Genomic DNA, 17,238 nt, shown 5'->3' with positions numbered 1-17,238 from the left:
CGCCCTGCGGGCGGGATCAGACCTCGATGACGATCTTTCCCGGGGTGTGTCCGCCCTGGCTCAGTTCGAAGGCCGCGGCGAGTTCGGCCAGCGGGAAGGTCTTGGCCACCGGCACCTTCAGCTGCCCGGCGTCGGCCAGCCGGCCCAGCTCCGCCAGGTCGCTGCCGACCGGGCGGACCCAGATCCACTCGCCGCCCGATCCGAGCACGCTGGGGTCGGCGACGGAGGCGTGCCGGCCGTCGTCGTGGAGCACTTCCCGGGTGACCCCGCCGACGCCGCCGACGAAGTCCGCGACGACGGTGGGCCCGTCGGGCACGAGGGCGCGGACGCGGTCGGCGAGCCCCTCTCCGTACTCGACGGGTTCGCCGCCGAGTTCGCGCACCCGGTCGTGGTTGCGCGAGGAGGCGGTGCCGATGACGCGGGCGCCGAGCGCGCGGGCGATCTGCACGCCGAACGAGCCGACACCGCCCGCGGCGCCGTGGATGAGGACCGTGTCGTCCTTGCCGGTGCCGAGGCGGGTGAGCAGCTGGTAGGCGGTGAGCCCGGCCAGCGGGAGCCCGGCGGCCTCGGCCCAGCTCAGCGAGGCGGGCTTGTGCGCGAGGGCGCGTACGGGCACGGTGACGAACTCGGCGAAGGTCCCGCCGTGCACGTAGTCCTTGCGTGCGTAGGCGATGACCTCGTCGCCCTCGGCGTACTCGGGGACGTCGATGCCCACGCGCTCGACGGTGCCGGCCACGTCCCAGCCGGGGATCACCGGGTAGACGACGTCCATCAGGGCGTCGAGCCCGCCCGACATGATCTTCCAGTCGACGGGGTTGACCGCGGCGTACTTCACCCGGACGAGCACCTCGCCCGGGCCGTACTTGGGCACCGGCAGCCGGATCTCGGAGAGCACCTCCGTCCCGCCGTACGTCTCGTACGCCATCGCCCGCATGGTTTCCTGGCTGCTCCGGCCCGACTGGGACATGTACCCGACCTCTCCGTGTGCTGGTGGACCCGCCCCCGGTCCATCCCACCACGCACGCCGCGCCCGCCCCACGATGCGGGGCGAACGCGGCGCGGCGCGGCGCGTCCCACACGGGCCCGGCCCACACGGCCGCCCGGCCCACACGCCCCGGCCGGTCAGACGCAGCCGGTCACCCGTGCACGGGAAAGGCCGCCTGGAAGTCGAGCCGCTCGTCCGCCCCCTCGGCGATCCGCCCGAGCACCCCGTCCAGCTCCAGGTACGCCGCCCAGCGCTCGGCTCCGGTCGCCGCGGCGAGCCGGTCCACCACGAGGTCCTCCAGGTCCTGGACCCGCTTGCCCTTCCACACCTTGTCCGCGAGGCTGACCAGCAACTCCTCGATGGTCACCCCGTCTTCGCCCCACGTGGCGTGCGTCGCGGCGAACCGGGCCCGCCCCTCCGTGAACCCGTGCGCGAGCAGCAGCGCCCGCCCGGCCGGCTCGTGCTCGGCGCCCGGCCCGCTGAGTTCGGCCGGGTGGACGGTCTTGCCGATGTCGTGCGTGGCCGCCCCGAAGAGCACCGCCTCCCGGTCGAAGGCCAGGCCCGGGCAGTGCCCGGCCCACCAGTCGGCCAGCTCGTAAGCGACGTCGTGCACGAGCCGCAGGTGCGCGGCCAGCCGGGGCGGGGCGGCCAGCGTGCGCAACAGCCCGGACACGGTGGGCGGAAGGGGCCGCAGCGGCGGTTCCCCCGAGGTGTCGAGCGCCCTCGACAGGGCATCGGTACGGGACATCGGATCATCCTAGGAGCGCTGGACGATCACTCGTACTCGGTACCGCCCTTACGGGTCAGGTAGGCCGGGCTGACCGCCTTGGCGATGGCGCGGCCGCCGACGACCGGGCTGTAGCGCTCCGCCGAGGGGCGGATCACGACGCCCTCGCGCAGGTGCACGGCCCGCCCGGACACGGTCTCGCGACCGCTCGCCAGCTCCAGCACGGTGTCGAGGTCGTACGGGCCCTCGTACAGCCGTGGCACCAGCGGCAGTTCCCCTTCCGTCAGGACGGCGGTCGGGTCCAGCCAGTGCACCTGCCCGTCGATCTCGGCGGACACGTCGAAGACGGCGTATCCGGGTGGCGTGTCGGCGGTCCGCACGTCGGTCCCGTACGCCAGGTCCTGGACGCCCGCGCCGTACACCTCGGCGAAGATGCCGACCCGGGTGGCGCCGAGGCGGGCGGCCAGGGCCGCGGCGACGGCCGGCACGCCGTGGCCGCGTACGGCCCGCCAGTAGAGGTTGCGCTCGTCCTCCTTGAGCGCCAGCCCCTTCGAGCCGAATCCCTTGGACGAGACGATCGACCGCTCCTCCTGGACCACGTACGTGAACAGGCAGGCGGTGCCGTGCAGTTTCTCCGTGAGGACGACCTGCTCGCCCGGCTCGAAGATGTGCGGGTAGCGCTGGAGGTTCTCGATGTCGACCCACGGCATCAGGTCGGCGGCGGCTTCGACGTCGCCGTTCATGGTGGTGGGGATGGGCGGGGACCACTTGGTGATGCCGAGCAGCTCCGCGAAGTCCGTGCCCTCCTCGGCGGCCTGTACGAGGTCGACGTCGGCGAGCGCGCGCGGGCGGCACACCAGGCCCTGCGAGAGCTCGCCGCGCAGCCGCACCGCCTTGACCCGGTCGGCGGAGCTGCCGGCCAGCCGTCCGGTGAGGCCGAGCTCCTCGATCAGCTCGGCCGGCAGCACGGCCTGTTCGGGTATGTAGAGCGCGAACTCGCCCGTATGGTAGGCACCCTTGGCGATCACGGCGCGGTACAGGCCCACCTGGGCCAGCTCCAACGCGTCGGCGTTCGGGTGCTCGTGGACGGTCAGCTCTTCGGCGGTGACTCTCAAGGTCGACATGGACGGCTCCTGCAGTCGTCAGGGACGCGGACGACGTGCCGGTCCTGCGGCGCGTCGGTGACGATCACTCTCCGGGCGCCATTTTCGCTGGTCCAGCGAATATCACGGTGTTAGCCTGCCGCACCGCGCGCGCTGTGTTCCACGTTCCGCAGGAGGCTCCCGTGTCACGTCCTCTTCCTCGTCCGGTCACCGTCATCACCGGCGGCAGCAGGGGCATCGGTGCGGCGGCCGCGCTGCGGCTGGCCGCCGACGGGCACGACCTGGCGCTGGGCTACGTCCGCGACGAGGCGGCCGCCGAGGCCGTCGCCGAGGGGGTGCGGGCCACCGGGGGACGCTGTGTGACCGTACGCGGCGACACCTCCGAGGAGTGCGCCGTAGAGCGGCTCTTCGACATCGCCGGCGCCGAACTCGGCACGCTGACCGGCCTGGTCAACAACGCCGGGGTGACCGGCCCGCTCGGCCGGCTCGCCGACGCCCGGACCGAGGACCTGCGGCGGGTGGTCGAGGTGAACCTCCTCGGGTACCTGCTGTGCTGCCGCCGGGCCGCCCGGGACATGGCGGAGTCGGGCGGCGGGGCGATCGTGAACGTCTCTTCGGCGGCCGCCACCTTCGGCAGCCCCGGGGACTACGTGCATTACGCGGCGACCAAGGCGGCCACCGACGCGCTGACCGTGGGCCTCTCCAAGGAGCTCGGCCCGGACGGGATCCGGGTCAACGCCGTGGCTCCCGGCATCATCGAGACCGACATGCACGCGGCGATGGGGGATCCCGACCGGCCGGCACGGGCCGCGGCCGGAATCCCGCTCGGGCGGCCCGGCCGGCCCGAGGAGATCGCCGGGGCGATCGCCTGGCTGCTGTCCCCGGACGCCTCGTACACGACGGGAACGGTGCTGCGGGTCGCGGGCGGCCGCTGAGCCCCGTCGGGCGCGGCGGCCGCCGGAGGCCACCGGAGCCGGGAGGGCGCCGAAAGCCGCCCATGGCCGCCGGCGGCCTCCGAAAGCCGCCGGTCGCCGCCGAGGGCCGGGCGGCGCTACCTCATGGCCGCCTGGGTCGCGGGCCCGTAGACGCCTGGCGGGTCGCCCTTGATGGACCGGTCGCGCTGGAGCTGGCTGACGCCGCGCTTGGTCTGGCCGTCGAAGACGCCTGTGACGGAGACGTACGTGAACCCCTGCCCGTAGAGCATTTCCTGCAGGGCGCGCACCTCGGGCCCCTTGTCCCCCATCCGCAGGGTCACGGGGGCACGCGACGGTCGCGGCGCCGACGCGCTCGGCGAGGGCGTCGGCTCGGGTCCTTCGCTCGCCTTCGCGCTGTCGGAAGGCTTCGCCGTCGCGGAGGCCGGGGACGCCCCGGCCCGAGCGGACACGGCCGGCCCGGGTTTCCCGCTGACGCCGGCGTCCGGGCTGCGCGCCGGGAGCACCGGCAGGGACAGCTCGGGCGGTCGCCCGGCCCGGGGCGGTTCCGGTTCGGGCCCGCTCAGCAGGAGCACCAGGGCGCCGACCACGGCGAGTGCGAGCACGGTGCCGACGGCCAGCGGAAGCCGACTGCGGCTGCCGCTCGCGCCGTCCACGGCATCACGCACGCCTGCGGGGGTCGCAGCGGGGGCCGGGACCGCGGCGGGGCCACCGGGCTGCGGGCCGCGCGCCGGGCCGGGGAAGGCGAGGGGTCCGGTCTGCGGCCAGGCGGGCGCCGTCGACCGGGGCGGTCGGCCCGAGGGGCCGACGTACGGGCGTACGAGCAGGTGGTCGTCGGGGACGACCCCGCTCTCCTGAGGGTCCTGGGACATGGTGGCTCCCCGGCTGGGACGGGGGCCGGCACGGCGGTGCGGTGCCGGCCCCCACCCGGCCGGTCAGGCTCTGCGCCGCCGGGCGGCGGGAGCCAGGGGGGCACCGGTGGCGGGGACGCCGGGGGTGCCGAGTGCCGGAGAACCGCCGACCGTGGCCGGGGCGAGCGATGTGCGAACGAATGGGGACATCTGGCGTATCTCCGAGGTGCGGCTCAAGCGGTGGTTCTTGATCGGCGCACTCTTTCCCTCCGGCACGGTCCGGGTCAAGCCGGTTGTCCGGTATCCGCCTGGTCATCCCGTCTTTCGGTGCGGCGGACCGCCGTAGCCCAAACGGTGCACGCGGCCACGAGCATCAGGGCGGCCCCGCCGAGCGGGGCGGCGGGTGCGGCGATGCCGTCGACGGCGAGGCCGCCGAACAGCGCGCCCGCGGCTATGGCGAGGTTGAACATGGCCACCATCAGCGAGGAGGCCGCCTCGGGCGCGTCCGGGGACGCCTTGATCATCCAGCCCTGCACGCTCACGGAGACCCCTCCGTACGCCAGTCCCCAGGCGAGCAGCAGCGTGGTGCCGGCGACCGGTCCCGGGAGGACGGCGATCAGCGCGAGGATCACCGTGAGGGAGGAACTGACCACGAGCAGGATCCGGTACGCGTCGCGGGTCCCGGCCAGGAAGTTTCCGGCGACACCGGCGACGCCGTAGCCGAGCAGGAGCGTGCTGACGTATGCCGCGTCGATGCCGGAGACGTCCTGCAGGATCGGCCGGACGAAGGTGTAGGCGGCGAACTGCCCGGTCACCACCAGGAACGTGACGATCACTCCCGCACGGACCGCGGGGTTCTCGCGGAGCAGGGCCGGCAGTTCGGGGAAGGTGATGTGCCGGGTCGGCGGAAGCGGGGGCAGCAGCAGGAGCAGGGCGGTCAGCGTGACGAGGCCGAGGGCGCCGACGGCCGCGAAGGCGGCGCGCCAGCCGCCGAGTTCACCGAGCAGGGTGCCTGCGGGTACGCCGAGCACGGAGGCGGCGGGAAACGCCGCCGAAGACGAGCGCGGTCGCCCGGCCCACCTGGTGCGCGGCGACGAGGCGGACGGCGAGTCCGCCCGCGATGGCCCAGAATCCGCCGACGCCGACGCCGACCAGCAGGCGGGCCGCCAGCACCACGGCGAAGTTCGGGGGCGAGGGCGGCGGCGAGGTTGGCGGCGGCCATCAGGGCGATGAGCACGCACAGCACGAGCCGCCGGTCGAGCCGGCCGGCGCCGACGGTGACCAGCGGGGCGCAGCATCCGGCGACCAGGCCGGGGACGGTGACCATCAGCCCGGCGGTCCCGTCGGAGACGCCCAGGTCGGCCCCGACGGGGGTGAGCAGCCCGACGGGGAGCAGTTCGGAGGTGATGAGGCAGAAGATCCCGAGGGCGACGGCGCACACGGCCGCCCAGGCCTTCCACGGCGCGAGCCCGCTCCCCGGCGCGAGCGCGCTCTCCGATCCGGGTCCGCTCTCCGATCCGGGTCCGCTCCCCGGTGCGGATCGGGCCTCGGGCAGGGAGGCGGCAGAGGGAACGGACGCGGCCGAGGGCGGGGACGCGGGGCGGGCCGGGGGCTCCGAGGGCGGGGAGGGGCTGCCGGGCGCGGCGGCTGAGGTCATGGACGGGCACTCCGTACGGGCGTTCGGCGGGCAGGACACGACGGCGCGGGGCGCCGGAGGTCGCGCCTCCCCCGTCACCCGCACTGCCGTTCCAATTTCCCACACGCCCCGGCCGCAACCACGGGGGCCGTGTCACCCGGACGCGTGAGGGGGGAACCGGGCGGGCCGAACCGTACGGCAAGGTGGTCGGATGCAGTTACGCCGGGCCGTGCCCCTCTCCCTCCTCGCGCTCCTCGCGAGCGCCGGCTGTGTCTCCGTCGCACCGCAGGATTCGGCTCCGGTTCCCGTACGCGGCTCCGTACCGCCCGCCGACGCGCCCGAGTTCCCCACTCCCCTGGCCCTGCCCCTGGGGGAACTGCCCGCGCCGCCCGAAACCGACCCGCGCCCGGACCCGGAACCAGCGGCGGAACAGGGCTCCGGCCCGGAGCCCGAACCGTCCCGCGAGCGGGCCCGCGCCAAGGCGGTGCCGCCCCGGCGGACGCGGGTGCCCGGGCCCGCGACCGCACACCCGCACCCGCACCCGCGCCGGCGGCCGGCCCCGCCGCCCCGCATGGACGAGCTCTGCGCGGCCGCGGACGGGGTCGTACCGCCGTCCATCGTCGACCTGTGCCTGCGGCAGTACGGACGCTGACCGTCCCCGCGGTCCGCGGCCGTACTGCCGCCGGCCGTCCCCGTGCCGGATGCGAGGCTTGACCCTCTCCCTGTGTCAGACCTTGTAGTGGAGCGCGTCATGTTCACCATCGGAGACTTCGCCAAACACGGCCGGGTGTCGGTCCGCATGCTGCGTCACTACGACGCCCTCGGACTGCTGCGCCCCGCGCGTGTCGACCCCTTCACCGGCTACCGCTTCTACGAGGCCGGGCAGCTCGCCCGCCTCAACCGTGTCATCGCGCTCAAGGAACTGGGGTTCAGCCTCGACCAGGTCGGGACGATCCTCGACGAGCGGGTGGGCGCGGAGGAGTTGCGCGGCATGCTGCGACTGCGGCAGGCGGAACTGGAGAGCGCCATGGCCGCCGCGGCGGCCCGGCTGGTCCAGGTCGAGGCGAGGCTCCGGACCATCGAAAGCGAGGGAACCATGCCTGCCGACGACATCGTCGTGAAGAGCCTCCCGCCCGTCCGGCTCGCCGAGCTGACCGGTACGGCCGGGAGTTTCGCCCCGCAGGACATCGGCCCGGTCATCGGCCTGCTCTACGACGAGCTGTGCCGCCGCGTCGAGGAGGCCGGGGTCGTCCCGACCGGTCCCGGCACCGCCTACTACGAGGACGCGCCGGGCGCGGATTCCGGAACGGCGATCCTCGTGCACGCCGGTCTTCCGGTGGCGGCCTCGGTCCGCGCAGAGGAACTCGGGGGCGAGGTGCGGATCGTCACGCTGCCCGGGGTGGAGCGGGCCGCGACCGTGGTCCACCGGGGCGCGATGGACGGCGTACTGCCGACCGCGCAGGCCCTGGCGCGGTGGATCGACGCGCACGGCCACCGCTCGGCCGGGTACGCGCGGGAGCTCACCCTCTCCTGCCCGGAGGACCCGGACCAGTGGGTCACCGAACTGCAGGAGCCCCTCGCCGGGCCCTGACGCCCGGAGGCATCAGGGGCGGCGACCGCAGACGTGGGCGCACCGGCGGGCCGTGTCACGCCGCACCGTACGGAACCTGCGCAGGGTGCTGTGGCCGCGCCGCTTCCACTCGCCCCGCGGCAGGGCGGCCCGCTGGCCGCCGCCCGCGATCAGGGCGTTGACCGGGGTCATCGGGTCGGCGGCCATCGCCTTGGCGAACAGGACGCCGACGACGAGCGGGACCAGGGCCACGGCCAGGGCCGAGCCTGCGGTGGTCACGTGCTGCATGCGCGGGCGGACGGTCGCGCTGCGCGGGGCGTCGGAAGTCATGACCCCATTCGACCAGCGGCGGCCCGGCGGGGAATCGGGGCGGATACTCAGGCCGTTGGGCACAACGTACTCAGACGGGTGCGCGAGGCGCCCACCGGGCACTCGACGAGCGGGAGGGTGTGAGCCGATGACGGTACCCGGGCAGGGCTTCGAGCCCGCTACCGGTGACGGCCCGGCCACGCCACCCGGCCGGCGGGAGGCCGAGCTGCGGACGGCCTACGAGGGGCTGCTGCAGATCCGTCGTCTGGTCAACGGCCCGGCGGGCGTAACGGTTCCCGCGCCGTGGGAGGTACGGCAGCTGCCGCGCGCGGTGGCCCTTGTACTGGAGGCGGCGGGGATCACCCCGTCGGCACTGGACGCGGAGGGCCGGCGCACGCGGACGGGGTACCGGGTGGCTGCCGCGCCGGAGCCCGGGCGGGTGCACGTGACCTGGCTCGGGCCCCCGGGCGGCGGCGCGGCCGAGGAGGAGCAGGAGCGCCTGACCGCCTGCGCGGCCGTACTGGAACCGCTGGGGTGGGTCTGCCTCCTGTACCGGGGCCCGCGCCGGCGCCGCTTCCTGGAGGTGGAGCCCGGCGCGGCCGCCCACTAAGGGCTGTCCGGGCGGGAGAAATCCGGTGGCCGGGAACACCGCGCCCCGCGAGACTCGCCCGATGGGCATGCTCGACACACAGGCGGACCGCGTCGGCCGGGGCGAGACCGTGGAGTTCCGGCCGACCGGCGGATCCATGGAGCCGCTGGTCCACAGCCGGCAGCGGGTCCGGGTCGCACCGGCCGAACCGGCGCTGGTCGAGGTCGGCGACATCGTCCTGGCCCGCGTCTCGGGCACGGTGTACCTGCACCTCGTGTCGGCGGTGGACGCCCCGCGCCGGCGCGTGCAGATCAGCAACAACCGCGGTCGCGTCAACGGCTGGACCGGCTACGACCGGGTGTTGGGCATCTGCCTGGCCGTGGACGGCGTACCCCGCCCGGGCGCCGCGGCCAAGGTGCGCCGGCCCGCCGTCCGGCCCGCCGTCCTCGCCACCCGCCGTCTGGACCTGCTCCCGCTGCTCCCCGTGCACGCGGACGAGATGAGCCTCGTCCTGGCCGACCCCGCCCTGTACGCATTCACCGGCGGCGCACCGCTGTCGCGGGAGGAGCTCCGCATCCGCTACGAGCGGCTCAGCGCCGGCTCCCCCGACCCCGCGGCCGTCTGGGCCAACTGGGTGCTGCGGCTGCGCGGGCAGGGGCGGCTGATGGGCACCGTCCAGGCCACGATCGTCCCGGGGCGCGGCCTGGCCGAGCTCGCCTGGGTCGTGGGCACCCCCTGGCAGGGCCACGGCTTCGCCTCGGAGGCCGCGCGGGCCGTCGCGGCCTGGTTGAGGCCACTGCCCGTCGACCTGCTGGTCGCGCACATCCGTCCGGACCACGCCGCCTCGGCGGCGGTCGCCGCGCGCTGCGGACTGCGCCCGACCGGGCGGCTCCAGGACGGCGAGGTCCGCTGGGAGTCCGGCGACGGCCGGGGCGAGCGCCTCTTCAGGCGTCGAAGCGACGGTTGCCGGTGAGCGACCACACGGCGGAGATCCGGCCGTCCGTGACGGCGAACATGTCGATGCCGCTCTTGACGACGACGTCTCCGCCGCCGGTGTGGCTCTCGAGCCACCGGCAGGCCATCTCGCCGCGCTCGGTGTCGACCAGCGGTGCGGCGTCGGCGGCGAACGTCAGGCCGGTGAGGGCGAGGCTGTTGGCCGAGATGAACGCCGTCAGTTCGTCCCGGCCGAAGGTGGCGGCGGACCCGGTGCCGTCGAAGTCGTCCGCGAAGTGCAGCCGGAAGCCGGGGGCGAGGATCTGCTCGGCGAGGGCGAGCTCTCCGTTCCAGAGCGCCGTCCAGCCCTCCACCAGCCGGGTGCCGGCCTCCCGGGTCAGCGGCGCGGAGTCGGTGGTGGGGATCGTCGTCACAGACATGGGTGCCTTCCAGGGTCGGTTCGTGGTCACCCAGCCTCCGGGCCGGAGGCGACAACCCTCTGTCGGTGTTTAGCCCTCCGGGCAGCGGCTCAAGTGAAACTGTAGAGCTCGTCGAGCGCGACGAAATCCCGTCCGAGGCAGTCCAGTTCGGACAGGTCCACGGGACGGGGCTCCGCCGTCTCCTCCAGTGCCCGCGCCTCCCGGATGCGGTCGAGACGGAAGCCCCGCACGGCGGAGTGCAGCCGGCACCAGCCGACGAGGTACCAGGGGTCGCCGCCGAGGAAGCCCAGGGGTTCGACGGTGCGGTCGGTGACCTCGCCGTGTGCGTCGTCGGCGTAGCGCAGGCGCAGCAGCCGGTGGGTCGAGAGCGCCTCGCGCAGGGTGTGCGGCAGCGCGGACGGCCGGGCGGGGTTCACGGCGAGCCGTACCCGGGCCGCGAGCTCGCGCGCGGCCTGGCGTTCGCGCTGCGGCATGACGGCGAACACCTTGGACAGCGCCGAGTGGGCGTCCGCGGCGAACGGTGTCCCCGAGAGCCCGTGCAGGGCGACGGCCAGGGCCGCCACCTCGGCCGCGGTGACGGTCAGGGGCGGCAGGGTGTGGTCCTTGTCCACCACGTACCCGCCGCTGCGGCCCGGTTCGGCGTAGAGCGGCACGCCCGACTGCTGCAGGGCACTGAGGTCGCGCTCGATCGTGCGGCTGCTGACGCCGAAGCGCTCGGCGAGCCACCGCGCGCTGCGCGGCCGGGGCGAGACCGCACGTAACTCCTCCACCAGGGCGTACAGACGCTCGGTACGGTTCACAGCCAAGGACCGTAGCCGATGCCCCGTGATCACGAGGCGTCGAGCCTCTGATCACCCCAACGTGCTCAGCCTCCGCGATAGCTGTTGAGCGTAGTCCCTGCGCCGCTGGCCGACTTCAGGAACTCGTTCTCCGCCACCAACGCCGCCAGCTCTGCCAGCAGGCCGCCGGCCATGGGCTTCAGTCCGCCGTTCTCAGCCGCCAGTTCGTCGTTCTCAGCCGTCAGCTTCTGGTTCTTCCAGGCGAGAACCCCCGCGGCGGTGGCAGCCAGAACGCCGAGGGCGACCTCAGCCACCGCCCTGCCTTTGACTGACTTGCGTTCGGTTGGCCGGGCCGCTTCCAGCAGGCCGTCCTTGTCGCGGATGCCGACGTGCCCCGTCCGCTGCGAGTGCTGTCGAAGCTCGTCGAGATCGTCGCTGCCATAGGAACACGGCGGATCCCCGTCTGGCACTGGCCGTGTGTCGACACGTCAGGTGTAGCGTCCGGCCAGTGTGGCCACCGTTTCGGCGAGGACGCGGCGCAGTTCGGGCGGCCCGAGCACCTCGGCCTCGGCGCCCAGCCTCAGCAGGTCGCCGACGGCGATCGCCTCCGACTCGACGGGCAGGAGCACGCGGACCCAGCCGTCGGCGTCGGCCGGGCCGGCCTCGGCAAGAGCCCGGTTGGCCGCCGCCCCGAACTGCATGGGGAGCAGCCGCTGTCCGCGCGGGGACAGGCGCAGCTCGGCGGTCTGCTGGTGGAGTACGGCGCCCAGGCGGCGGGTGGACTCCTCCCAGTACGCGGCGAGTTCGAAGCCCGCGGGCCGTTCGAACTCCTCCTCCGCGGTGTCCACGGCCAGGAACCGGGCGACCCGGTAGGTCCGTACGGAGCCGCCGCCGTCGACCTCGGCCACCAGGTACCAGATGCCCGCCTTGAGGACCAGACCGAGCGGGTGCAGCTCCCGCCGCACCTCGCCGCGCCAGCGGCGGTAGTGGGCGCGCAGGACGCGCTGGTCCCACACGGCCTGGGCGATCTGCGCGAGGTACGGGACGGGGTCGGCCTCCCGGAACCAGGCGGGCGCGTCGAGGTGGAAGCGGTCCTGGATCCGCCGGGCCCGTCCGGCGAGTGCGGCGGGCAGTGCGGCCTGGAGCTTCAGCTGGGCGGCGGCCAGGTCGGCGCCGAGGCCGAGCTCCTGCGCGGGTCCGGGGGCGCCGGCCAGGAAGAGGGAGCCGGCCTGGGCGTCGGTGAGGCCGGTGAGGCGGGTGCGGTAGCCCTCGGCCAGCCGGTACCCGCCGGCCGGGCCCCGGTCGGCGAGGACGGGGACGCCGGAGGCGCCGAGGGCCTCGACGTCCCGGTAGACCGTGCGCAAGGACACTTCCAGCTCGGCGGCGAGCTCGGGCGCGGTCATCCGGCCGCGGTTCTGCAGCAGCAGGAGCAGGGAGAGGAGCCGGTCGGCGCGCATGGATCCCATTGTCCGCCATACCTGACAGAAGGTGTCAGGTACCGCTGCCAGTCTGGGGACACCGCCCGATCAACCGCCGGGCGGACCAGACCGTTTGACCGACTGACCGACCGACTGACCGACCGATAGGACAGCCATGCCCACGCCCGCGCCCGTAGAGACCGGTGGCCACTTCACCTTCGCCAACTGGGAGGAGACCCCCGTCGGATCCGCGGAGGCCGTCCCGCGGCTCGCCCACGCCCATGTCACCAACGCGTTCACCGGCGGGATCGAGGCCGCGAAGACGGCCTGCGACTACACGATCGCCTACACCGGGGAGAACGTCGGCAGCTACAGCGGCATGGAACTGCTCACCGGCAGCGTCGACGGCCGCAAGGGCAGTTTCGTTCTGGAGGAGCGCGGCACCTTCGACGCCGGCGGCACCGTCTGCCGCTTCGAGGTCGTGCCCGGCTCCGCCACCGGGGACCTCGCCAGCCTGACGGGCTCGGGAGGATTCACGTACCGCCACGGGGAAACCGCCGTCGCCTACTCCTTCACGTACGACCTGGGGTCCTCCGCATAGTCGATCCCGCACCCGACCGGACGGGAATCGGCGAATCAGGGACGGTGCCGTACCGCGGTCGGCAGGATGGGCGCATGGACCGTGGGGATGTGGGGGCGGGCGGGTCCCGACCGATGGTGGTACGGGTACCCGTGGAGCCGGTGGAAGCCGCGGTGGAGGCCGACGCGGTTGACGCGGTGACGCGTACCGCCGGCGTGGTGGTACGCGGCCCGTTGTTCGGGGTGGCGGCACAGGGCGCCGGGGACGAACCGCGGTGGCGGGTGGTGCTCGCGGTGACGGACGGCTGCCCGCAGCAGGCGCGCGACGGGCTGAACTCGCGGCTGTGGTTCCGCGCGAAGGACGATGCGCGCGACAGGGCGGAACGGCGCGCACTGCTGGCGGCGGTCGCCCGGCTGGAGAGCGAGCGCGTCGACGAACTGGAAGTGGCGGGGACCCGGTACCGGGTCGTACGCGCCGAGGAGTACGCGGGCGCGGGCCCGGACGGCATCGAACAGCCGCGTCCCACCGATCCCGACCCCCTCTCCCCCGACTGGGACCGCGCCGCCAAGGGACCGGGGGTCGACGACGACCTGCTCCTGGACCCGGACGCACCGGTCACCCCCACCCAGGCCGTGGAGCGGCTGGCGCTTCGGGGCCTGTGCTACACCGGCGAACGGTTCCCCGAAGACGTGCGCGCCGACGCGCAGCGGGCCCTGGACACCCACCCGGACGTACTGCTGCTGCCCCCGACGTTCACCGTCGTGGAACGGACCGCCTCCCGCGGCTGGCGGCCGGTCAGCGGCCCGCACGCGAGCGCGCACGAGGCCCGCAAGTCACTGGACTTCGCCCTCACATGGATGTGGCCGCGCATGCACGGCCACATCCCCGGCGACGCCGGCCCGCAGGCCGATGCCCGCACCTGGACGGCGAAGGACGGGGCGTCGGCTGCCTCTCGGCCCGCGGAGCTGGCCGCGTACGCCGAGGCCGCCGACATCCTTAGGGCCGGACGCGTCAACCAGCTGGAGTTCCAGGACACCGTGTACCGGATCGCCCGCACCCGCCGCCTGCTGCGCTGGGGCCCCGACGGCCCCGAGGGCCCGCGCCCGTCCGACACCAACAGCCAGGACCCCGCACGCATCCACCTCCCCCTCGACGAGGACGGCCGCGTCCTCCCCCAAGACTGACCGGAACCGCCGGTGCCTGACCGGCGCCTGCCCGCTGCCTGCCCGCTGCCTGCCCTGCCCCTGCCCGGCGCGACGAACGCGGCACGGCGGGCGCCTGACGCCTCATCCGGGTGAAAACTTTCCTCTTGTCGGGGATCGATGCTGGTCACATGGGGTGAAAGCACCGCATGGCTCGTTTCCCGAGACCGGGTGGGACGCGTTGATGGGGACGTGAGTACCTCAAGCACCGCCCCGATACTGCCCGCCGCTTTCGCGCCCCTGGCCCCTCCCACCGTGCACGAGGCGGGCGCTGACACCGCGCCCGGCGTCATAGACATCCGCTCCTGCACCACCCTCGGCGCCACCCTGATCGTCCGCCTCAGCGGGGAGATCGACCACTTCAGTGCCGCCCCACTGCGGGCGCTGCTGGCCTCGGCGGCCGAAGACGGCTACACCGGCCTCGTGCTCGACACCTCCGACGTCACCTTCGCCGACTCCGGCCTCCTGGCCGTCCTCGACTGGTGGCCCCGGCACGGGCGTCGCCTCAGGCTCGCCAACCGCTCCCCGGCCGTGAGACGCCTCCTGCGGGCGGCCGCCGCGACGACACGACAGCCATCCCAGACCGCCTCACTGACGGCGCAGGCGATGTCATGACCTTCATACTCCTGACCTGCACTCCGATACTCGCGGCGGTCCTCCTGCTCCACTGGGAACGGGCCGAGCCGCGGAACCGCCGCCCTCCGCGGCCACCCCTGAGCAGACCCGCCAGGACCCTGATCCACTGCCCCCTGGCGCCCCCGGTCTTCGGCGCGATGGGGTAACCCCGGTAACCCCGGCCAGGTGGGCCCGCGATGACCGCGGGCCCACCGTCTGGGCCCTGCCTCGTCCCTGCGCTGGGCCGGGCCGGGCTGAGCTGGGCTGAGCTGAGCTGGGCGCCGACCGCCGGTCAGCCGAAGCTTCGCCTGCGGTCACCCGTCTGCTGCGGCGGGATGTGGTGCAGCCGGCGACGGGCATGCCGGCTCCGGCCGGCCCTGCGTGCGTCCCCACCACCGGACCGAGTTGCGGCCTGGTCGGGTTCCGCGGGTGCCACCGCCGGGGCGAGCGCGATCGCAGCGATGACCGCCGTCACCACAACGAGGATGATTCCGATGCTCACGGACATGATTCCCGCCTTTCGCGTTGACCCTTACCTCTTGTAGCTACTCAGCGTTTCCAATACCGGCTGCGATAAACACGTTGAGTGATGTTTAGAACCGTCCGCCACACTGACGGCAGGTGAAGGTCAAGCGCGTTGGGCGCCCGGGATGTTGACGCGGATCCGGGTTGTCAGGGGCGGCGTCGGAGCCTCTTCGGGTGCCCCGGCGCGGGTGCGTTCACAGGCCGCGCAGTGGCAGTTGGGGTGCGGGATCCAGCCGGATGCCCGTCGGCCCGGTGTCGGCGGAGGCGGTGGAGGAAGGGCGCTGAACGGGTCTTCCGTCGCGGATGCCGCGGGCGCCGTTTCGGCAGGGCGCGGCCACGACGCCCCGGGGGTCCGTTGTGGCAGGGGTGGCGGGGCGAGGAACGCGTTCGGGCTCCGCCGTGCGGGTGCGCCCTGCTGCTCCGCCCCGGACGAAGGGATCCCGGCCCGTTCCGGGGTGCAGTTGCCGCACAGGGCTCTCGTCCATCCCGTCGCGCCGTCATAGGCGAACGAGGGCCGACGACAGCGTGGGCAGGCGAGTTCTCCCCGCCGCTGCGCCTGGTCGACCAGGAGTTCCCTGGTCATGCGGCGGGCGGACCGGCTGACGGTGGCCGCTCCCGGGTCGGGTACGGCCACCAGGAGCTTCAGTCCCGGCTCCTTGCGGGCCGAGGACTCCAGGTCGCTCATCAGCAGCTGTAGGTCGCGGGGCGTGACGCGGTCGTGTGCGGTGAGGAAACCGCCCGGGTGGTCGATGCGCGGGCGCCTGCGGCGCATGCGCGTGCTGTGGAGGTCGGCATCCGCTCGGTCCCAGGCCTTCCCCCATTCCGGCAGGCCGCCCTTCCGGACGCCGCAGGCCTCGGCGAAGGCCAGTAGGAACGCCCGGCTGGGCGTCGACTGGCCGTTGAGGACCCGCCCGGCCGTGCTGTGGGGCAGACGTCCCACTCCCCCCGCCCGGCCGTCCAAGCTGCGCAAGGGCGGGCATCCGTCGTCCTGGTAGAGGTCGACGATGGCGGAGTGCAGGTCGGCGAAGTCCTTGGCGACGGTGATGTGGCCCCCGCCGCGGTGGCCTGCGAGCACGCCCTGCGCGCGGACTTCATCACGGCGGGCGTTCTTCCATAACCGCTCTGCCTCTTTGACGTTGCGGCCGCAGCCCTGGGCGTAGGCGACGACGACGCTCAGGTTCTGCGGCACGCTGCGTCCGGAGGCGGCGCGCGCGAGGGTGTCGGCGCTGAACGGGGTGCGGACCGCCAGCTGCTGGTAGGTCAGCCCCGCCGCCGCGCGGCCGGCCCGCAGCCACGTGACCAGCGCGAGCAGGGACTTGCCGCACTGGGCGACCGGGTTCTCACGGCGCGCCATGAAGCTACGCCGCCGTCAGGCCCGGCGCAGGCCGACTGCCATTGCTACTGATGCTGCTGCTGCGGAGGCGCCGCAAGAGCCGAATGCCGAGCGTCGTCGCCTCCGCGACCAGGACGGCCATGCTCAGGAACTCAAGTCCGGCGACGGCCAGGCCGACGGCGATGACGACGATGACGATCACGGCTCCGGTCTCCGGGGCCGTCAGTGGGCGCGGCGCGGCGGAGGATGCGCCGCAAGGTGTGTGGTTCACGGGTGGACTCTCCAGACGTGTACTGCGGGCGAACGTGGGCGAAGGTGCTGGTTACACAAGGCGGTTGCCACCGCCTTCGGGTAGTGATGTTGCAGCATCCGGGCCTGCCGGACTAAGCCTCGTACGGTCCAATCCGCGTGTGCGTCCTTGTGCCGAGCCGGCCCGGGTGGCGGGGCGGCCCTGGAATCGGGCCAGGTCAGCCGTCGGATGACGCTCCGGAATCCGCAGCTGCGACCCACCTTCTTCGTGAGCGATCGAGTCGGTGTCCGGCTTTCCGCAGCCGCGTCCCGTGAATCCGCGAGGTCTTCCGGTATGGCTCAACCCCCGCCTCCCCAGCTCAAGACGGCGCGGCGCGGCGGATTCCCGCAGTCGTGCCCCGCAGGTTGACCCGATGGACCGCATCGCCGATCTTTGGGCATGCGCCCGCTTGCCGGTCACGG

21 protein-coding genes are annotated in these 17,238 nt (G+C 73.8%); 8 read left to right on the top strand and 13 right to left on the bottom strand.

Translation table 11 applies throughout. From position 1 onward, the window contains the following. Positions 1–16: 16 nt before the first annotated feature. The 3 genes from IF88_RS0121480 to IF88_RS0121470 all read right to left on the bottom strand — a co-directional run bounded on the left by IF88_RS0121480 (position 17) and on the right by IF88_RS0121470 (position 2,836). Positions 17–934, bottom strand: a complete 918-nt coding sequence (locus IF88_RS0121480; RefSeq protein ID WP_030714719.1) for an NADP-dependent oxidoreductase — start codon at positions 932–934, stop codon at positions 17–19. A gap of 202 nt (positions 935–1,136) precedes the next feature. Continuing rightward, positions 1,137–1,733, bottom strand: coding sequence for an HD domain-containing protein (locus IF88_RS0121475; RefSeq protein ID WP_030714717.1), 597 nt, complete (start codon positions 1,731–1,733; stop codon positions 1,137–1,139). A 26-nt stretch (positions 1,734–1,759) separates the two neighbouring features. Continuing rightward, complete coding sequence (locus IF88_RS0121470; RefSeq protein WP_030714716.1) at positions 1,760–2,836, bottom strand: RNA ligase (ATP); 1,077 nt, start codon at positions 2,834–2,836, stop codon at positions 1,760–1,762. Positions 2,837–2,997: 161 nt separating this feature from the next. On the opposite strand from IF88_RS0121470, the gene IF88_RS0121465 reads away from it, so the two are divergent. Continuing rightward, positions 2,998–3,750, top strand: a complete 753-nt coding sequence (locus tag IF88_RS0121465; protein WP_030714715.1) for an SDR family oxidoreductase — start codon at positions 2,998–3,000, stop codon at positions 3,748–3,750. 116 nt (positions 3,751–3,866) lie between these two features. Here the strand turns inward: IF88_RS0121465 and IF88_RS42245 are convergent, their stop codons facing one another. The 3 genes from IF88_RS42245 to IF88_RS47985 form a co-directional block, all read right to left on the bottom strand. Further along, entirely contained in the window at positions 3,867–4,619 is a 753-nt protein-coding gene (locus IF88_RS42245) for a peptidoglycan-binding domain-containing protein (protein WP_030714714.1), read from the bottom strand. 263 nt (positions 4,620–4,882) lie between these two features. Continuing rightward, the gene (locus IF88_RS47990; RefSeq protein ID WP_063754823.1) at positions 4,883–5,629 is read right to left on the bottom strand and encodes an MFS transporter; all 747 of its coding nucleotides are present in this window, start codon (positions 5,627–5,629) and stop codon (positions 4,883–4,885) included. Continuing rightward, a complete protein-coding gene (locus tag IF88_RS47985; RefSeq protein ID WP_234323630.1) occupies positions 5,595–5,771 on the bottom strand; it encodes a hypothetical protein in 177 nt (58 codons plus the stop codon). The genes IF88_RS47990 and IF88_RS47985 overlap by 35 nt, the downstream gene beginning before the upstream one ends. A 674-nt stretch (positions 5,772–6,445) precedes the next feature. On the opposite strand from IF88_RS47985, the gene IF88_RS42240 reads away from it, so the two are divergent. Together IF88_RS42240 and IF88_RS0121445 are read left to right on the top strand one after the other, a co-directional pair. Beyond that, positions 6,446–6,886 carry a hypothetical protein gene (locus tag IF88_RS42240; RefSeq protein ID WP_051837262.1) on the top strand — a complete coding sequence of 147 codons (441 nt, stop codon included), beginning with the start codon at positions 6,446–6,448 and terminating at the stop codon, positions 6,884–6,886. Positions 6,887–6,985: 99 nt separating this feature from the next. Next, positions 6,986–7,825 carry a MerR family transcriptional regulator gene (locus IF88_RS0121445; protein ID WP_030714711.1) on the top strand — a complete coding sequence of 280 codons (840 nt, stop codon included), beginning with the start codon at positions 6,986–6,988 and terminating at the stop codon, positions 7,823–7,825. Between the two features lie 12 nt (positions 7,826–7,837). On the opposite strand, the gene IF88_RS0121440 is transcribed toward IF88_RS0121445, so the two are convergent. Beyond that, positions 7,838–8,134 (bottom strand): hypothetical protein, encoded by a 297-nt coding sequence (locus tag IF88_RS0121440; RefSeq protein WP_037806522.1) that lies wholly within the window; start codon positions 8,132–8,134, stop codon positions 7,838–7,840. A 127-nt stretch (positions 8,135–8,261) separates the two neighbouring features. On the opposite strand from IF88_RS0121440, the gene IF88_RS0121435 reads away from it, so the two are divergent. Together IF88_RS0121435 and IF88_RS49360 are read left to right on the top strand one after the other, a co-directional pair. Continuing rightward, positions 8,262–8,723: a hypothetical protein gene (locus IF88_RS0121435; protein ID WP_030714707.1), complete on the top strand. Its 462-nt coding sequence runs from the start codon at positions 8,262–8,264 to the stop codon at positions 8,721–8,723. A gap of 61 nt (positions 8,724–8,784) precedes the next feature. Then, positions 8,785–9,675 (top strand): GNAT family N-acetyltransferase, encoded by an 891-nt coding sequence (locus tag IF88_RS49360; protein WP_078893033.1) that lies wholly within the window; start codon positions 8,785–8,787, stop codon positions 9,673–9,675. Here the strand turns inward: IF88_RS49360 and IF88_RS0121425 are convergent. From IF88_RS0121425 to IF88_RS0121410, 4 genes are all read right to left on the bottom strand, one after another. Then, positions 9,647–10,075, bottom strand: a complete 429-nt coding sequence (locus tag IF88_RS0121425) for a hypothetical protein (RefSeq protein WP_030714702.1) — start codon at positions 10,073–10,075, stop codon at positions 9,647–9,649. The two genes, IF88_RS49360 and IF88_RS0121425, sit on opposite strands and share 29 nt — an antisense overlap. An 89-nt stretch (positions 10,076–10,164) precedes the next feature. Next, entirely contained in the window at positions 10,165–10,875 is a 711-nt protein-coding gene (locus IF88_RS0121420; protein ID WP_037806520.1) for a helix-turn-helix transcriptional regulator, read from the bottom strand. 65 nt (positions 10,876–10,940) lie between these two features. Then, positions 10,941–11,324, bottom strand: coding sequence for a hypothetical protein (locus tag IF88_RS46625; protein WP_158754490.1), 384 nt, complete (start codon positions 11,322–11,324; stop codon positions 10,941–10,943). 18 nt (positions 11,325–11,342) lie between these two features. Beyond that, on the bottom strand, positions 11,343–12,311 hold the full coding sequence (locus IF88_RS0121410; RefSeq protein WP_030714696.1) for a helix-turn-helix transcriptional regulator: 969 nt from the start codon (positions 12,309–12,311) through the stop codon (positions 11,343–11,345). Between the two features lie 136 nt (positions 12,312–12,447). Between IF88_RS0121410 and IF88_RS0121405 the strand changes: the two genes are divergently transcribed. The 3 genes from IF88_RS0121405 to IF88_RS42235 all read left to right on the top strand — a co-directional run bounded on the left by IF88_RS0121405 (position 12,448) and on the right by IF88_RS42235 (position 14,669). Next, the gene (locus tag IF88_RS0121405) at positions 12,448–12,873 is read left to right on the top strand and encodes a DUF3224 domain-containing protein (RefSeq protein WP_030714694.1); all 426 of its coding nucleotides are present in this window, start codon (positions 12,448–12,450) and stop codon (positions 12,871–12,873) included. 74 nt (positions 12,874–12,947) lie between these two features. Next, positions 12,948–14,036, top strand: a complete 1,089-nt coding sequence (locus IF88_RS0121400) for a DUF5954 family protein (protein WP_030714692.1) — start codon at positions 12,948–12,950, stop codon at positions 14,034–14,036. Between the two features lie 210 nt (positions 14,037–14,246). After that, positions 14,247–14,669: an STAS domain-containing protein gene (locus IF88_RS42235; RefSeq protein WP_051837260.1), complete on the top strand. Its 423-nt coding sequence runs from the start codon at positions 14,247–14,249 to the stop codon at positions 14,667–14,669. A 628-nt stretch (positions 14,670–15,297) separates the two neighbouring features. Here the strand turns inward: IF88_RS42235 and IF88_RS0121380 are convergent. Together IF88_RS0121380 and IF88_RS46620 are read right to left on the bottom strand one after the other, a co-directional pair. Further along, positions 15,298–16,548 (bottom strand): helix-turn-helix domain-containing protein, encoded by a 1,251-nt coding sequence (locus IF88_RS0121380; RefSeq protein WP_030714683.1) that lies wholly within the window; start codon positions 16,546–16,548, stop codon positions 15,298–15,300. A 4-nt stretch (positions 16,549–16,552) separates the two neighbouring features. After that, positions 16,553–16,798, bottom strand: a complete 246-nt coding sequence (locus IF88_RS46620; RefSeq protein WP_158754488.1) for a hypothetical protein — start codon at positions 16,796–16,798, stop codon at positions 16,553–16,555. Positions 16,799–17,238 lie beyond the last annotated feature (440 nt).

The organism is Streptomyces sp. NRRL F-2580 (assembly GCF_000720115.1).
Taxonomy (GTDB): Bacteria; Actinomycetota; Actinomycetes; order Streptomycetales; family Streptomycetaceae; genus Streptomyces.
This window is presented reverse-complemented; position numbering and strand designations above follow the sequence as displayed.

What these genes read in the sequence shown, in the direction of transcription:
- IF88_RS0121380 (WP_030714683.1), bottom strand. Translation starts at nt 16,548, where the DNA reads ATGGCGCGCCGTGAGAACCCGGTCGCCCAGTGCGGCAAGTCCCTGCTC.
- IF88_RS42240 (WP_051837262.1), top strand. Translation starts at nt 6,446, where the DNA reads ATGCAGTTACGCCGGGCCGTGCCCCTCTCCCTCCTCGCGCTCCTCGCG.
- IF88_RS0121470 (WP_030714716.1), bottom strand. Translation starts at nt 2,836, where the DNA reads ATGTCGACCTTGAGAGTCACCGCCGAAGAGCTGACCGTCCACGAGCAC.
- IF88_RS0121480 (WP_030714719.1), bottom strand. Translation starts at nt 934, where the DNA reads ATGCGGGCGATGGCGTACGAGACGTACGGCGGGACGGAGGTGCTCTCC.
- IF88_RS0121410 (WP_030714696.1), bottom strand. Translation starts at nt 12,311, where the DNA reads ATGCGCGCCGACCGGCTCCTCTCCCTGCTCCTGCTGCTGCAGAACCGC.
- IF88_RS0121425 (WP_030714702.1), bottom strand. Translation starts at nt 10,075, where the DNA reads ATGTCTGTGACGACGATCCCCACCACCGACTCCGCGCCGCTGACCCGG.
- IF88_RS0121475 (WP_030714717.1), bottom strand. Translation starts at nt 1,733, where the DNA reads ATGTCCCGTACCGATGCCCTGTCGAGGGCGCTCGACACCTCGGGGGAA.
- IF88_RS49360 (WP_078893033.1), top strand. Translation starts at nt 8,785, where the DNA reads ATGGGCATGCTCGACACACAGGCGGACCGCGTCGGCCGGGGCGAGACC.
- IF88_RS42245 (WP_030714714.1), bottom strand. Translation starts at nt 4,619, where the DNA reads ATGTCCCAGGACCCTCAGGAGAGCGGGGTCGTCCCCGACGACCACCTG.
- IF88_RS0121440 (WP_037806522.1), bottom strand. Translation starts at nt 8,134, where the DNA reads ATGACTTCCGACGCCCCGCGCAGCGCGACCGTCCGCCCGCGCATGCAG.
- IF88_RS0121445 (WP_030714711.1), top strand. Translation starts at nt 6,986, where the DNA reads ATGTTCACCATCGGAGACTTCGCCAAACACGGCCGGGTGTCGGTCCGC.
- IF88_RS0121400 (WP_030714692.1), top strand. Translation starts at nt 12,948, where the DNA reads ATGGACCGTGGGGATGTGGGGGCGGGCGGGTCCCGACCGATGGTGGTA.
- IF88_RS0121405 (WP_030714694.1), top strand. Translation starts at nt 12,448, where the DNA reads ATGCCCACGCCCGCGCCCGTAGAGACCGGTGGCCACTTCACCTTCGCC.
- IF88_RS0121435 (WP_030714707.1), top strand. Translation starts at nt 8,262, where the DNA reads ATGACGGTACCCGGGCAGGGCTTCGAGCCCGCTACCGGTGACGGCCCG.